The organism is Kineosporia mesophila, assembly GCF_021129235.1.
GTDB lineage: Bacteria > Actinomycetota > Actinomycetes > Actinomycetales > Kineosporiaceae > Kineosporia > Kineosporia mesophila.
The window spans coordinates 61871-74582 of the sequence record NZ_JAJOMA010000029.1 but is presented as its reverse complement, the minus strand read 5'-3'; the positions used below and the strand labels follow the sequence as shown (position 1 = coordinate 74582).

Below are 12712 nucleotides of genomic sequence, written 5' to 3'. Positions count from 1 at the left end.
CGACCGTGGACTCAAAGTAGTTCGCCAGCGAAATATTCGTCAACTAACTTTTCGCCGCAGAATGACACTTGGATAGGCTGGAGGGGTGGCTGAGGACTTCGCGGAGCAGCACGTCGCCCGCTGGCGGGATCACTGGATCGACGTGGAGTTCGACGACGAGATCGAGCTGGCCACCTTCCGCCTGTCCCGGCTCACCAAGTACCAGAAGGATTCCGTGAAGAACGCGGCGGCCGCGGTCGGGCTCCAGGTGTTCGAGTACCAGACCCTGCACACCCTGATGATCCGCGATACCCCGGGCATCGCCTCACCCCGCGAACTCGCCGAGGCCGCCGACGTCTCCCCGGCCGGGATGACCGGCCGCCTCGACAGCCTGGAGAAGGCCGGCCTGATCAAGCGCACCCCGAGCCCCACCGACCGCCGCAGCATCATCATCGAGGCCACCACCGCGGGCGTGGCGATCTGGCGCCAGGCGATGCGTCAGCGCGGCGAAGCCGAGAAGCGCTTGATGGGCGCCCTCTCGGCGAAAGAGCTCACCACCCTGAACCGCCTGCTCCGCAAACTGGCCGTAGTGGCCGACGAACACCCCCCACCCAACCTCCCGTGATCGCGAACAGGTGAGGGGGTCTGCCTGTCGCCCCCGAACCGTGCTGCCACACCCCGTTCGCCCTCGCCGCGGCCAGCCACCTCGCCGCGGCCAGCCATCTCGCCGCGGCCGGCCGTTCGCCTCGGTCACCGTTTCGCCTCGGTCCTGGCCGACGGCTGACTCCTCGCCCTCTTGTTTCCGCGCCCGCCGCGCCCTCCTCCCGGCCTCGTCGCCCCGTCGGCCGTCCCGCACCCGAGGTGACTTGATGGGAGGGGCTCGCCCTCGTCCTCCATGGGTGGTTGACAGTTCCCCGCCCCGGTTGCATGGTTAGTTACATGAGTAAAGAACCAGCTAAGCACAGGGTCCTCGATGGATGAGGGGCGGCCGATCTTTCTGCAGATCGCGGAGCAGCTGGAGAACGCGATCGTGGACGGTTCACTCGCCGAAGGGGCCCAGGCTCCGTCGACCACCGAGTTGGCGGCCTTTCATCGCATCAACCCGGCCACGGCCGGCAAGGGCGTCAATCAGCTTGTCTCCGATGGGATTCTGCAGAAAAGACGGGGGATCGGGATGTTCGTGGCCGAGGGGGCGCGGGGCGTGCTGATGGAACGGCGACGCCACGCGTTCGCCGAGCAGTTCGTGGTTCCGCTGGTGAGTGAGGCCCGGAAGCTGGGGTTCGATGCCGAGGAACTGAAGAACATGATCGATAAGTCGGGGCAAGGCGTCACTCAGGAGGGGAAGCGATGAATGCCCTGGAGAACCGCCCGTCGCTGCGGGCGGCCGAGGTGGGTGCCGTGCGCGGGGTGGGCAAGCGGTACGGGAAGTTCACGGCCGTCGACGAGGTCAGTTTCTCGTTGCGCGCCCACGCCGTCTACGGTCTGCTCGGGCGCAACGGAGCCGGTAAGAGCACGCTGATGCGGATGCTCGCCGGGCACGCGCAGCCGACGACGGGCAGCGTGGCCGTGTTCGGTGAGAACCCGTTCGAGAACGACGAGGTCACCCGGCGTATCTGTTTCGCCGCCGAGAACCAGGTCTATCCCGACGCTTTCCGGATCAAGGACGTCCTGGCGGCGGCCCGGTTGCTGTACCCGGACTGGGATCAGGCCTACGCCGACGATCTGGTCGAGGTGTTCGATCTCCCCGTCGATCGCCGCATCGGTAAGCTCTCGCGGGGCATGCGATCGGCGGTGGGCATTGTGACCGGACTGGCCTCGCGGGCTCCGCTGACCATGTTCGACGAGCCCTACCTCGGGCTGGATGCCACCGCGCGGCAGCTGTTCTACGGCCGGCTGATCGCTGACTACGCCGAGAACCCGCGCACGATTCTGCTTTCCACCCACCTGATCGACGAGGTGAGTGGATTGCTCGAGCACGTCCTGGTGATCGACCGGGGGCGGCTGGTGATCGACGAGGAGGCCGAGGCGCTGCGGGGGCGGGCGATCAGTGTGAGTGGGCCGACCGACACGGTGGAGAAGTTCACCTACGCCATGACCCGGCTGCACGAGGAGCAGCTGATGGGACGCAGCCGGGTCACGGTGCTGGGCGATGCGGACGATCCGCAGCACGCCCGGGTCCTCGGCCTCGACGTGGAATCCGTTTCCCTGCAAGACCTCGTGGTGAAGAGCGCGATGACGGGAGAGAGACGATGAACCGGGTGGTGAGCGCGGCCAGGCTGCACACGGTCGGTGGCCAGAGCATCAGTGTTCCGTGGTCGGTGCTGGCCAGTGCCCTGGCCGTCAATTTTCTGATCTTCGGCACGATCCAGGCCGGCGACGGCATCGACGAGGACCCCACCACCGGCGGTCTGCTGGCGCTCTACATCGCCACCGCGGTGGTCTTCATCCAGGCCATGAACAAGCCGCTCTCGTTCGCCCTGGGATTCGGGCTGACCCGCCGCACCTACCTGTTCGGCACCGGGCTCTTCGCCCTGGCGATATCGTTCGGCTCGGCGGTGGTGCTGTACGCGCTGTACGGCCTCGAGCGGGCCAGCGGTGGATGGTGGATGAGCCTCTCCTTCTTCGGGGCCCTCGGCCTGGGCGAGGGCAATCCGGTCGTGGCCGTGCTGGGGTACGCGGCCCCGATGATGGCCCTGGCCGCGCTGGGGGCTCTGGCCGGCGGTATCCACGCCCGCTGGGGTCTGGTCGGGGTCTACACCTCGGTGATCGTGGCCCTGATCGCCGGCGGGGCGTTCTGCGTGGTCATGTTCTCCGCGCACGCCTGGACGCCCCTGGGTCGCTGGATCGCCGACCAGCCGAGCTCGGCCCTGTTCGCCGGGTACCCGTGGATCGTCACGGCGGTGGCCGGGGCCGGTGCCTACGCCGTGGTCCGGCGGGTCGCGGCCTGACCACCGGCTCCCGGCCGGCGCGGGAACTGCTGATGCCCGACCGGAAGGTGCTGCGCGACTGGCTGTTCGCGGGTGACCGGTGACCGGTGACCGGTGACCGGTGACCGGTGACCGGTGACCGGTGACCGGTGACCGGTGGCCTTGGCCGCGGGCCCAGGCCTTCAGTCCAGCAGGGCCTCGTACTCGGTCGACGTCAGCAGCTTCGCCGTCGCCTCGGGCGTCACCGTGAACAGCCAGCCGGCGTCGTACGGGTCGGCCGCGATCAGGGCCGGGTCGTCGATGATCGCCTGGTTCACGGCGGCCACCGTGCCGGTGACGGGTGAGTACAGGTCGGAGACCGACTTGGTCGACTCCACCTCGCCGCACGCGTCCCCGGCCGTGACCTCGGTGCCCACCTCGGGAAGGTCGACGAAGACCACGTCGCCCAGGGCGTCGAGGGCGAAGGTGGTCAGGCCCACGCGCACCGGCTCGGTGGGGAGGTCGGCGCCGGGGGTGAGCTGAATCCACTCGTGCTCGGCGGTATACAGAAGATGTGACGGGTTGGCCATCGGAAACTCCTTGCTGACCTGAGAAGTCAGGAACGCTTGTAGAACGGGTACGGGGAGACGGTGAAGGGCAGCAGGGTTCCGCGCACATCCACCTGCAGCGAGGCGGCCTCGACGGCCTCGTCGCGGTCCACGTAGGCCAGGGCGATCGGGCGGCCGAGCGTGGGGGAGAGGGCTCCCGACGTGATCACGCCCACCGGTTCGCCCGCGGAATTGAGGACGACGTTGCCGGCCCGGGCGGCTCGGCGGCCTTCTCCGGTCAGTCCGGTCAGCAGGCGGGCGGGCTGGTCCTGCGCGGCCAGCGCCAGGGCCTCCTGCCCGACGAACGTCTTGTCCAGCTGCACGACCCGGCCCAGACGGGCCGCGTACGGGTCGGTCTCGAGGCTGAGTTCGTTGCCGTACAGCGGCATCCCGGCCTCCAGGCGGAGGGTGTCGCGGCAGGCCAGACCGGCCGCGCGGCCCCCCGCGGCCTCGGTCGCGGGGTACAGCGCGTTCCAGAGCCTCACGGCGTCGTCCGCGGCCACGTACACCTCGAACCCGTCCTCACCGGTGTAGCCGGTGCGGGCGAGCAGCACGTCCAGCCCGGCGATCCGGGCGGGCATGCAGGCGTAGTAGCGCAGGGCGGCGACGGCGTCCCGCGCGTCCTGGTCGTCGGCCAGTGACTGGATCACGGCCTGCGAGGCGGGACCCTGCGCGGCGATCAGGGCGGTCTGCCCGGTCTCGTCGGTCACGGTCGCGTCGAAATCGAGGACGCGGTCGGTCAGGGCGGCGAGCACGACACCGGTGTTCGAGGCGTTGGCGATGACCAGGAACTCGTCGTCGGCGATCTTGTAGGTCACCAGGTCGTCGAGGATGCCGCCGTTCGCGTCGCACAGCAGCGAGTACTTCGCGCGCCCGGGCTTGATCGCGGAGAGCCGGCCCACCAGCGCGTGGTCGAGAGCGGCCCCGGCCTGCGGACCGCTCACGCGGATCTCGCCCATGTGGCTGAGGTCGAACAGGCCCACCGTGGTGCGCACGGCCTGGTGCTCGGCGAGCTCACTGGTGTACTTCAGCGGCATGTTCCAGCCGGCGAAGTCGGTGAGCCGCGCACCCAGCGCCACGTGCACCTCGTTCAGGGGCGTCGGCCGGGCAGATGCTGGTGAGGACATGCGGTGCCTTCCGGAATCCGGCCCGCGCACACGCGCGCGCAGGTCTGGCGATTCCTCCCCGCTCTGTCCTGGGACCTGAGAGCTTGGCCGCGGGGTGCACGGCACTTCACCTTCGGTAAACCGGCATCGGGCCGGATTTCTCCAGAGTTGCCTCGTCGCGACGGTATCTGGGCCTGAGAGATTCCTGGGGAGGCGTTGCTCCTACGGCGCCCCCTGGCCGGTTCACGATCCGGTGCCCGGCAGGGAGGCTCTCCCGTCGCGCGTCGACGGCATATTCAGTTAGGGCTGGCAAAGGTAGCCCGGGCCGTCCGTGGTCATCAACCGGGACACGTGTGAGATCGGGCAGGCCAGTGCCGGTGCACCGGCTCTTTGCCCGGTCTGTGTGCCGCGTCACGATTTCCTGGTGATCACCTTCGCACACCTCAGTGACCTGCACATCGACCTCGGCGAACGGGCGACGGACCGGGCCCGGCGGCTGATCGACGCGGTGCGGCCGATGGCCGGCCTCGACGCCGTGCTGGTCACCGGCGACATCGCCGACCACGGCACCCCGCAGGAGTACGCCGTGGTGCGTGACCTGCTCGCCCGGTTCGAGGTGCCCGTCCTGACCCTCCCCGGCAACCACGACGTCCGTGAGCACTTCGGGCCCGCCCTGCTCGCTCGTCCTTCACCGAAACACGAACTGAACCAGGCGATCGCCGTGGGCGACACCGATTTCCTGCTGTGCGACAGCACGATTCCCGGCCAGAGCGGCGGCGAGCTCAGCGGGCCCACGCTGGAGTGGCTGAAGTCGGCGCTGGCCGACCGGGATCCGGACCGGCGCGCGCTGATCGCCTTCCACCACCCGCCGGCCGTGCTCCACATCCCGGGGGTCGACCGGATCCGGCAGATCGGCGAGATGCGCCTGGCCGGGATCGTCTCGGCCCACCCGGAGGTGGCCGCCCTGCTCTGCGGTCACGCCCACACCGGGTTCGTCACCACGTTCGCCGGGCGCCCTCTGGTGGGAGCCCCGGGCTGCGTCTCGACCTCGCGGCTGCCGGTCGAGCAGCGGGGTTCGTACGAACTCGACAGCCCGCCCGGCTACGCCCTGCACGTGCTCGACGACGACGGCCGCCTGGTGACCCACTTCCGGGCGCTCTGACCCGTTCGGAGCAACCCCGGCCCCGGGATTCACCCCGACCGGCCCTCGCGCCGATGTGCTGCGCATGAGCTCGACCGACACGAGCACCGGGGTGGCCCCCGAGGCCCCGCCGCAGACGCCGCCCACAGCCGCCGGCGTGCTGGTGCACGACATCGCCGGCGAGTCGCCCCGGCGCGACCCGGTGCGGCGGCGTCGTCTGCTGCTGATGCTCGGGTCGGCGGTGATCGTGCTGGCCCTGGTCGTGGGCATGCTGCGGATGCTCGGTGTGATCGGCGCGCAGAGCCAGGCGGATCGGGACGCGGCCGGCCTGGAACAGGTGCAGGAGCAGATCCTGCCCCCGCTGCAGGAGCTGCTGGTGAGCCGGGAGACGTTCTTCGCGGCGGAGCGGGAGTACCTGCCGGTCATGCAGCAGGCGAGCAAGGACGTGGCGGACGGTGCCTCGCCGGCCGAGCAGATCGCGCAGCTGCGACGGGTGGCCCGCCGGATGCGGTCGCTGAGCGCGTCGTTGTCCGAGGTGAACAACGTCGCCGAGGTGACCTCGGAGGCCCGCGCCGACCTGGTCGACGCCGTGAACATCCTGGCCCGGGACGCGGCCCGCAATGCCACGACCCTGCAGAAGGACGGTCGGCCGCTGGTCGCGGTGAACGACGAGAACGCCCTGGTACCGATCCGCCGGATGAACAAGTCGCTGCTGTTCGTGCTGGACGCCGCGCAGCTCCCGGTCGCGGACTTCGACCTGCCGGGCGGCACGGATGCGCACCCGGAGGATCACAGCACGGCGATGTGAGGCGTAGGATCACCTCTCGTGTCTGGAACCTACTCGTGCTCTGCGCCCCTGTGGCGTCTGGAGGTAGTCGGCGCGCTCAGCGCCGGCACGAGGTAGCTCTGCCCTCAATCGGTGACCAGACGTGTGCCCCTTTTGCCGGCACGCGTGTTCCGGCCTGTACGCAGGTCGATCCCACCTTCTGACACATCACCCCGCACTCTGCGCGGGGCCCCGGACTTTGAGGTCATAGCTGTGCGTTCCCTTACCGAGAAGCAGATCCGCACGTCCTTCGTGAATTCCACGCTGCGCGAGCGCAAGGAACTCGTCCTGCCCGAGAACTTCGCCGCGCTGGACTGGGACCGCCTGGAGTACCTGGGCTGGCGCGACCGGAAGACCCCGGCCATGGGCTACGTCCTCGCCGAGATCGACGACGAGCTGGTCGGCGTGGTCATGCGCCAGGCCGACGCCGCGGTGCGCCGCCGCGCCATGTGCAACTGGTGTGAAGACGTGACGCTGCCCAGCGACGTGGTCTTCATGAGCGCCAAGCGCGCCGGTGCGGCCGGTCGCAACGGCAACACGATCGGCACCCTGGTCTGCACCGGGTTCCAGTGCCCGGCCAACGTGCGCGTGCTCCCACGCGAGGCCTACGAGGGCTTCGACGTCGAGGCCGCCCGCGGGCAGCGCATCCAGGCCCTGGAACTCAACGTGTACGCCTTCGTGAGCGCGGTGCTGAAGGGACGGTAGTTCCCCGAATTGGGCGGGAGTGCGCCGGATACGGCATGCTCCCGTCCACGAACGGGGTGACGCCCGCACAACCTTTTCTGCGCCTCCGGCGTCGTAGCGGGGTGATGGTCACGTCCAGGTCTGCCGGCACCTCGCCCGGCTTCGGTGGTGAGGTGCCGGCGGCCTCGCCGGCGCTGTCCTCCCTCGACGCGGAGACTGCGGTCGAGGTGCTGTTCGACCGGCATCAGCTGCGGATGCTGCGGGTCGCGACGGTGCTGGTGGGGGATCCGGCGGCGGCCGAGGACGTGGTTCAGGACGCCTTTCTGGCCGTGCACGCGGGGTGGGACCGGATCCGGGACAAGGACGAGGCGGTCGGTTACCTGCACCGCAGCGTGGTGAACGGCGCCCGGTCGCGGTTGCGGCGGCGGTCGGTGGTGTTCCGCCTGGCCGGTCTGCGGCAGCACGACCAGATCAGTGCGGAGGACGCGGCGTTGCAGGCTCAGCTGCCGCGGCCGCTGATGGAGGCGATCATGGGGCTGCCGCGGCGTGAACGGGAGGTCGTGCTGTTGCGGTACTACCTGGATCTTTCGGAGAGGGAAACGGCGGACGCCCTCGGGCTGCGTCCCGGATCGGTCAAGGGGTACGCCTCCCGCGGGCTGGCGAAGCTGCGTGCCGTGCTCGAGCCCGCGGCCGGACCGGAGGAACAGCGATGACGGACGAGGAGGAGCTGGCCCAGCGGCTCAGAGGACAGCTGGACGACGAGCTCGGAGACATCCAGGTGCGGGCCGGATCACGGGAGCGGCTGCGACAGGGCCTGCGCGGACGCCGCCGGGCGCCGTGGCTGCGGGCCTCGGTGATGGTGCCGGTGGCCATGGCCGGGGTGATCGCGGCCGTGCTCCTGGCCGTACCCGCGCTGCTGCACCGGGACGAGGGCACGGGCATCGCCCCGGCCGGAGAACCTTCCGTGATCCAGACCGAGACCCCCGAGGTCACGGTGGACCCGGTTCCGACCACGACCCCGGCCGACGATCTGGTCCCGGACCCGTCGGCCACGCGCAAGCCTGCGAAGTCCCCGATCGCACCGACTCCGGTGAGATCGGCGCCCCGGGGCTCCATGACGCGGGCGACGTCGAAGGCCGAGGTCACCGCGACGGCGGCGGCCACCCCGGCCACGCCCACCCAGGAGCCGGCCGTCACGCTCGAGCCGACGCCGCCGTCCACGCAGGAGCCCACCCTGCCGGTGACGGGCACCGACAGTCCGGCCGAGACCACCGCATCGTCCTGATCTACGAATTTTCCTCGGAGACACAACCTTTCCCCGTCATCGGGAGTCGTTGGAAGGAGTGATCGTGGTGCGCAGCGGCCGGCCCGTCCGGCCCCGCCCCGGTCACCGGACGAGGAGGAAGACCGTGCGCAGGATGAAACTCGTGGCAGCGGTGCTGATGGCCGGCGGACTGGTGTTCGGGGTGTCGAGCACGGCCCTGGCGGTCGGCCACGACACGAAGCCGGTCCAGGCCGTTCCGACGACGGCGACGACCGAAGCCCCGACCCCGGCGACGACCGCTGTGCAGACCACCCAGGAGCCGGTCTCGACGGAAGAGCCGACGCCGGTGCCCACGGCGACCACCGACGGCCGGAAGAAGCCGCTGACCGCTCCCGCCCCCACCGCCGCGACCAGGAAGCCCGCGACGTCCCCGCTGGAACCGGCACCCGCGGCCCGCCCGGCCCGGCCGGTACCGGCGAACCCCGACTTCACCGGCTGAACCAGGTGCACTCGAACTCCCGTGGTCACCTCGCCGGGCCTCGTGTCCGGCGGGGTGCCCCGCTCCTGATCGCCATCGCCCTCCTGACGGCGTGCTCGTCGTCCCCGTCCACCTCGACGGCGACCACCCCCGCGACCCAGGTGTCCACGGATGCCAGTCGGATCGTCCCGAAGACCGCTTTTGACCAACTCGACCGCGGCTGGAGCCTGGTGGCCACCGCGACCGGGACCCAGATCGCGGTCCACCGCACGGCGAACGGCCCGGTGAGCAAGAAGATCCGCCAGGGCGCGGGTCCGCTGACCTTTCTCGTGACGGCGCAGAAGGGCGACTGGCTGAAGGTGCACCTGCCGACCCGACCCAACGGTGCGACCGGCTGGATCCCCGTCGAGGACGTGACCCTCTCGACCACCCCGTACCGGCTCGTGGTCTCGATGGACGAGCACCGTCTGGACCTGATCGAGAAGGGCGTGCGGGTGAGGCACTACCCGATCGGGGTGGGCAAATCCACCACGCCGACCCCGCCGGGGGAGTACTACCTGGCCGAGCTGATCCGGCCCCCGAACCCGGAAGGTGGCTACGGTCCCTACGCTTTCGGGCTGTCAGCGCACTCGGACGCGCTGACGAGCTACGCGGGCGGCCCCGGGCAGCTGGGCCTGCACGGCACGAACCGGCCCGATCTGATCGGGCGCGACGTGAGCCACGGCTGCATCCGGATCGCCAACGACGTGATCACCGAGCTGGCGCGGACCGTCCCGCTGGGCTCCCCGATCGTGATCCAGGCGTAGACGTTCCGGACGACAGCGGATCCCGGCCGGGAAGGAGCCATCTGGGTGAGGTGGGCACCACTTCCGCTGCTCCGGCCGGGATCCGGTTGCGCCGGGTGGGTGCATCCGGCCGGGTAACCGTGACCTTCAACTACCGGCCGTACATGATTGAGCCATGGACGAACTCGACCGCATGGCCAGCACTCTCGAGACCTGCGCCCACAAGCTGGAAGTCTTCTCGGCGCGGGTGCGGGTGCACGAACTCGGCGCCGATCTGCGGGCCCACCCCGACCTGGCCTACCTCGACACCCAGCTGAACAGCTTCTACGGCAGGGACTGAGCCCCGAACAGTTCCGCCAGGGTGTCCATGTCGCCCACCCACGGCTGCTCGGAGTGGTCCGGCGCGAGGGTGAGCAGCGCGATGGCCTCCACCGCGGCGGCCCGGGCGGCGAGGATGTCGCTGGAGGAGTCGCCGATCATCGTGGTGCTCGCGGGATCGGCCCCCAGCGCCCGCATGGCCTGGAGCAGGGGCGTGGGGTCGGGCTTCATCAGGCGGGGGTCCGGGTTACGGCCCTCCACGTGCTGCACCAGGTCGCTGAGCCCGTGTAGTTCCAGCAGGGCCCGCACCGCCTCGGCGCCGTTGTTGCTGACGATCGCCACCGGCCGCCCGCTCGCCGCACAGGCCTGGAGGAACTCCACGGCCCCGGGCGTCACCGGGGCCAGGGCGGCCGCGTCCACCTCGGCGTCGCGCACCGACGCGTCCACCCGCCCGGTCAGTTCCGGGTAGATCTCACTGACCCCGTCGAGCAGGTCGAGCGGGTCGTCGATGTCGGCCAGTTCCTCGTCCACCGGACCGCCCACGATGACCTCCAGCTCGTCGAGCAGGGAGGCGGCGATCACGTCGGGTGCCAGCACCCCGAAGAGGTCGCAGACCGGACCGTCGAAGTCGAGCAGTACGTACTTCGTCGCGGCGGCGAGTTCCGGCAGACGCTGTTCAGGAGCCATGACCGGCAGCTTAGAACGCGCGGCGGAGTACGTGGCGGTGGCATCGGCCGTTCTTCCGAGACCGGTTCTGTACGCGCGGGTATCCCCGGCGCCGGGCCTACCGTGGCTCCTTCCGGATCTTCCGGTCGGTAGGTGGAACGGCGTGGACAAGGGGGCTCGGCCTGTGCTGAGGAGACTCGTGGGAGTACTGGCCGCGGTCTGTGTCGCTGGATGCACCGCGCAGCCGGTCACGGTGGAACAGGTGACGCGTCCCGCCGAGGTGGGTGTCTCCGGCGCCGTCGGGGCGGCCGGGGGACGCGTGTCCGTGCCGGGTGGTCCCGTGATCGACGTGCCGGCCGGTTCGGTGTCGGGTGAGGGCGAGCTGGTGGTGCGCCGGGCGGGGAAGAGCGTGATGTCGCCGGAGTCGCCGTCACCGTTCCTCAGCACCCTGGACGCCTACGAGCTCCGGCTCCGGGGCGCGCGGCTGACCGGGCCGCTGCGGCTGACGGTGCCGGTGGTGACGCAGCCGCTGCCGGCCGCGGCGGACGAGGACTCATCCGCCGTGCTCGGGCACTATGACGACGCGACGGCGCGCTGGAGCATCGTCCCGGCCGAGTACGACCCGGACAAGCACACGATCACTGCCGAGGTGTACGAGCTGTCGTGGTGGAACGCGTTCGGCTGGGACTTCTCGGCCCTGCGCAACGCGGTCGCGACCGACTACCGCAACACCCTGGCCGTCACCGCGTCCGCACCGGTCTGCCCGAACGAGCTCTCCGCCCGGCGGTCCAGCCTGCGGGTCGAGGCCGGGCGCAGTGCCCGGATACTGTGGTGTTACGGCGTGGACGGGGGTGCGCCGGTGCTGAAAGTGACGAATGCGCGCGGGTATCCGGTCAGCGTCAGGTTCCCCGGGGCCTGGCGGGGCGAGGCGCTGGGAAATGGGGTCGAGCTGCCCGCGGGGCTGCGCGGCGTGCACCGGTCCGGCGCCGGCGCCGAAACCACCCTGCTGACCGGGGGATCGACCGTCGTGCTGCATCCCGGCACACTGCGGCCGGCCGGAGTGGTGTCGACGCGGGCCACGGGTGACGCCTATCTCGGCATGGCCCTGACCTTCGGGCTGAAGGCGTTCGGGTCGGCGATGGACGGCGTGCCCGGCGTCCCGGTGGTGCGGCGGCACACCTCGGAGCGGGTTCTCGCCGACGTGCTGGCCGGTGACTGCCTGAAGAAGTTCACCGTCACCGACGTCGAAAGCCTGGGCGAGGCCGAGGAAAGCGTGCGGAAGGCACACCAGGTGGCCTTCGGCTGCCTGCAGACGGCCTGGAAGAAGCGCTACGAGCTGGACGGGCGCAGCGGCCGGTTCACCGAGGTCGGCCTGACCTGGCTGACCGCGGGCATCCCCGTCCTCATCGACGGGATCACGGGTGTCGCCGACGAGGCCGTGTTCACGCCGCCGCACACGATCCGGGTGCGAGAGGCCTCGCCGGCCACCCTGCTGCCCGGTCACCGGCTCTGATCGGATCCCAGTGCCCCACGCAGCAGGGTCTCGTGGTCGGCGATGTTCGCGACCGAGACCTCCACGGTGCCGTCGGGTCCGGTGACATTGAGCCGCACGTCTCCGATGCGCGTGCTCAGCCAGGTGCTCAGGGCCCCGGCGAGAGCTGAGGGTGTGCGGTCGGCCGGCAGGACGACGGACAGGCGGTCGTCGGCCTCCGTCTCCCGGATGACCGGTGTGCCGTGCAGTTCCGGGTCCAGCTGGAGCCAGTTCTCCAGCGAGGCGACCAGGTGTTCCTCAGGTTCGCCCCAGACCGACATTCTCACGTGCATATTTTTCCCTCCGCGTCACGGGAGCACGGATGATAAGCCCCTACTGGTGGGTTAATCGTGACCACGGCGCGACGACGTGCGGTTTAACCCTATTCTGCTACGGTTTCAGGGCTCACCGACCTGAGCG

Annotated in this window: 17 protein-coding genes and 1 riboswitch; of the genes, 12 read left to right on the top strand and 5 right to left on the bottom strand. The window is 70.2% G+C overall.

Features of this window, described 5'->3' with window-relative positions:
- Positions 1 to 85 precede the first annotated feature (85 nt).
- The 4 genes from LR393_RS30090 (at position 86) to LR393_RS30075 (ending at position 2927) form a co-directional block, all read left to right on the top strand.
- Positions 86 to 604, top strand: a complete 519-nt coding sequence (locus LR393_RS30090) for a MarR family winged helix-turn-helix transcriptional regulator (RefSeq protein ID WP_231488459.1) — start codon at positions 86 to 88, stop codon at positions 602 to 604.
- Between the two features lie 348 nt (positions 605 to 952).
- Entirely contained in the window at positions 953 to 1330 is a 378-nt protein-coding gene (locus tag LR393_RS30085; protein WP_231488458.1) for a GntR family transcriptional regulator, read from the top strand.
- Positions 1327 to 2232, top strand: coding sequence for an ABC transporter ATP-binding protein (locus LR393_RS30080; RefSeq protein ID WP_231488456.1), 906 nt, complete (start codon positions 1327 to 1329; stop codon positions 2230 to 2232). Before LR393_RS30085 ends, LR393_RS30080 begins: the two co-directional genes overlap by 4 nt.
- Positions 2229 to 2927: a hypothetical protein gene (locus LR393_RS30075; protein WP_231488454.1), complete on the top strand. Its 699-nt coding sequence runs from the start codon at positions 2229 to 2231 to the stop codon at positions 2925 to 2927. Before LR393_RS30080 ends, LR393_RS30075 begins: the two co-directional genes overlap by 4 nt.
- A gap of 161 nt (positions 2928 to 3088) precedes the next feature.
- Here the strand turns inward: LR393_RS30075 and gcvH are convergent, their stop codons facing one another.
- Together gcvH and gcvT are read right to left on the bottom strand one after the other, a co-directional pair.
- A complete protein-coding gene (gene gcvH, locus LR393_RS30070; RefSeq protein WP_231488453.1) occupies positions 3089 to 3475 on the bottom strand; it encodes a glycine cleavage system protein GcvH in 387 nt (128 codons plus the stop codon).
- A 26-nt stretch (positions 3476 to 3501) separates the two neighbouring features.
- On the bottom strand, positions 3502 to 4620 hold the full coding sequence (gcvT, locus tag LR393_RS30065) for a glycine cleavage system aminomethyltransferase GcvT (RefSeq protein WP_231488452.1): 1119 nt from the start codon (positions 4618 to 4620) through the stop codon (positions 3502 to 3504).
- A 151-nt stretch (positions 4621 to 4771) separates the two neighbouring features.
- A riboswitch (glycine riboswitch) is annotated at positions 4772 to 4886 on the bottom strand.
- 137 nt (positions 4887 to 5023) lie between these two features.
- Between gcvT and LR393_RS30060 the strand changes: the two genes are divergently transcribed.
- From LR393_RS30060 to LR393_RS30040, 5 genes are all read left to right on the top strand, one after another.
- Positions 5024 to 5761, top strand: coding sequence for a metallophosphoesterase (locus LR393_RS30060; RefSeq protein ID WP_231488450.1), 738 nt, complete (start codon positions 5024 to 5026; stop codon positions 5759 to 5761).
- Positions 5762 to 5825: 64 nt separating this feature from the next.
- Positions 5826 to 6548 (top strand): hypothetical protein, encoded by a 723-nt coding sequence (locus LR393_RS30055; RefSeq protein ID WP_231488448.1) that lies wholly within the window; start codon positions 5826 to 5828, stop codon positions 6546 to 6548.
- Between the two features lie 231 nt (positions 6549 to 6779).
- Positions 6780 to 7271 carry an FBP domain-containing protein gene (locus LR393_RS30050; RefSeq protein ID WP_231488447.1) on the top strand — a complete coding sequence of 164 codons (492 nt, stop codon included), beginning with the start codon at positions 6780 to 6782 and terminating at the stop codon, positions 7269 to 7271.
- A gap of 35 nt (positions 7272 to 7306) precedes the next feature.
- A complete protein-coding gene (locus LR393_RS30045; protein WP_231488446.1) occupies positions 7307 to 7963 on the top strand; it encodes a SigE family RNA polymerase sigma factor in 657 nt (218 codons plus the stop codon).
- Entirely contained in the window at positions 7960 to 8535 is a 576-nt protein-coding gene (locus tag LR393_RS30040) for a hypothetical protein (protein ID WP_231488445.1), read from the top strand. Before LR393_RS30045 ends, LR393_RS30040 begins: the two co-directional genes overlap by 4 nt.
- Positions 8536 to 8637: 102 nt before the next feature.
- Here the strand turns inward: LR393_RS30040 and LR393_RS30035 are convergent, their stop codons facing one another.
- Entirely contained in the window at positions 8638 to 9024 is a 387-nt protein-coding gene (locus LR393_RS30035; protein ID WP_231488444.1) for a hypothetical protein, read from the bottom strand.
- Here LR393_RS30035 and LR393_RS36755 point away from each other — a divergent pair.
- Positions 9019 to 9798 (top strand): L,D-transpeptidase, encoded by a 780-nt coding sequence (locus tag LR393_RS36755; protein ID WP_231488443.1) that lies wholly within the window; start codon positions 9019 to 9021, stop codon positions 9796 to 9798. The genes LR393_RS30035 and LR393_RS36755 overlap by 6 nt on opposite strands.
- Before the next feature lie 154 nt (positions 9799 to 9952).
- Positions 9953 to 10117: a hypothetical protein gene (locus LR393_RS30025; RefSeq protein ID WP_231488442.1), complete on the top strand. Its 165-nt coding sequence runs from the start codon at positions 9953 to 9955 to the stop codon at positions 10115 to 10117.
- On the opposite strand, the gene LR393_RS30020 is transcribed toward LR393_RS30025, so the two are convergent.
- On the bottom strand, positions 10102 to 10782 hold the full coding sequence (locus tag LR393_RS30020) for an HAD family hydrolase (protein WP_231488440.1): 681 nt from the start codon (positions 10780 to 10782) through the stop codon (positions 10102 to 10104). The genes LR393_RS30025 and LR393_RS30020 overlap by 16 nt on opposite strands.
- A 178-nt stretch (positions 10783 to 10960) precedes the next feature.
- Here LR393_RS30020 and LR393_RS30015 point away from each other — a divergent pair, with 178 nt between their 5' ends.
- On the top strand, positions 10961 to 12274 hold the full coding sequence (locus LR393_RS30015; protein ID WP_231488439.1) for a hypothetical protein: 1314 nt from the start codon (positions 10961 to 10963) through the stop codon (positions 12272 to 12274).
- On the opposite strand, the gene LR393_RS30010 is transcribed toward LR393_RS30015, so the two are convergent.
- On the bottom strand, positions 12262 to 12573 hold the full coding sequence (locus tag LR393_RS30010; RefSeq protein ID WP_231488479.1) for an effector-associated constant component EACC1: 312 nt from the start codon (positions 12571 to 12573) through the stop codon (positions 12262 to 12264). The genes LR393_RS30015 and LR393_RS30010 overlap by 13 nt on opposite strands.
- Between the last annotated feature and the right edge of the window lie 139 nt (positions 12574 to 12712).

Coding starts and splice junctions, on each gene's coding strand:
- LR393_RS30085 (WP_231488458.1), top strand. CDS start 953: ATGGATGAGGGGCGGCCGATCTTTCTGCAGATCGCGGAGCAGCTGGAG.
- LR393_RS30080 (WP_231488456.1), top strand. CDS start 1,327: ATGAATGCCCTGGAGAACCGCCCGTCGCTGCGGGCGGCCGAGGTGGGT.
- LR393_RS30075 (WP_231488454.1), top strand. CDS start 2,229: ATGAACCGGGTGGTGAGCGCGGCCAGGCTGCACACGGTCGGTGGCCAG.
- gcvH (WP_231488453.1), bottom strand. CDS start 3,475: ATGGCCAACCCGTCACATCTTCTGTATACCGCCGAGCACGAGTGGATT.
- gcvT (WP_231488452.1), bottom strand. CDS start 4,620: ATGTCCTCACCAGCATCTGCCCGGCCGACGCCCCTGAACGAGGTGCAC.
- LR393_RS30055 (WP_231488448.1), top strand. CDS start 5,826: ATGAGCTCGACCGACACGAGCACCGGGGTGGCCCCCGAGGCCCCGCCG.
- LR393_RS30045 (WP_231488446.1), top strand. CDS start 7,307: ATGCTCCCGTCCACGAACGGGGTGACGCCCGCACAACCTTTTCTGCGC.
- LR393_RS30040 (WP_231488445.1), top strand. CDS start 7,960: ATGACGGACGAGGAGGAGCTGGCCCAGCGGCTCAGAGGACAGCTGGAC.
- LR393_RS30025 (WP_231488442.1), top strand. CDS start 9,953: ATGGACGAACTCGACCGCATGGCCAGCACTCTCGAGACCTGCGCCCAC.
- LR393_RS30020 (WP_231488440.1), bottom strand. CDS start 10,782: ATGGCTCCTGAACAGCGTCTGCCGGAACTCGCCGCCGCGACGAAGTAC.
- LR393_RS30010 (WP_231488479.1), bottom strand. CDS start 12,573: ATGTCGGTCTGGGGCGAACCTGAGGAACACCTGGTCGCCTCGCTGGAG.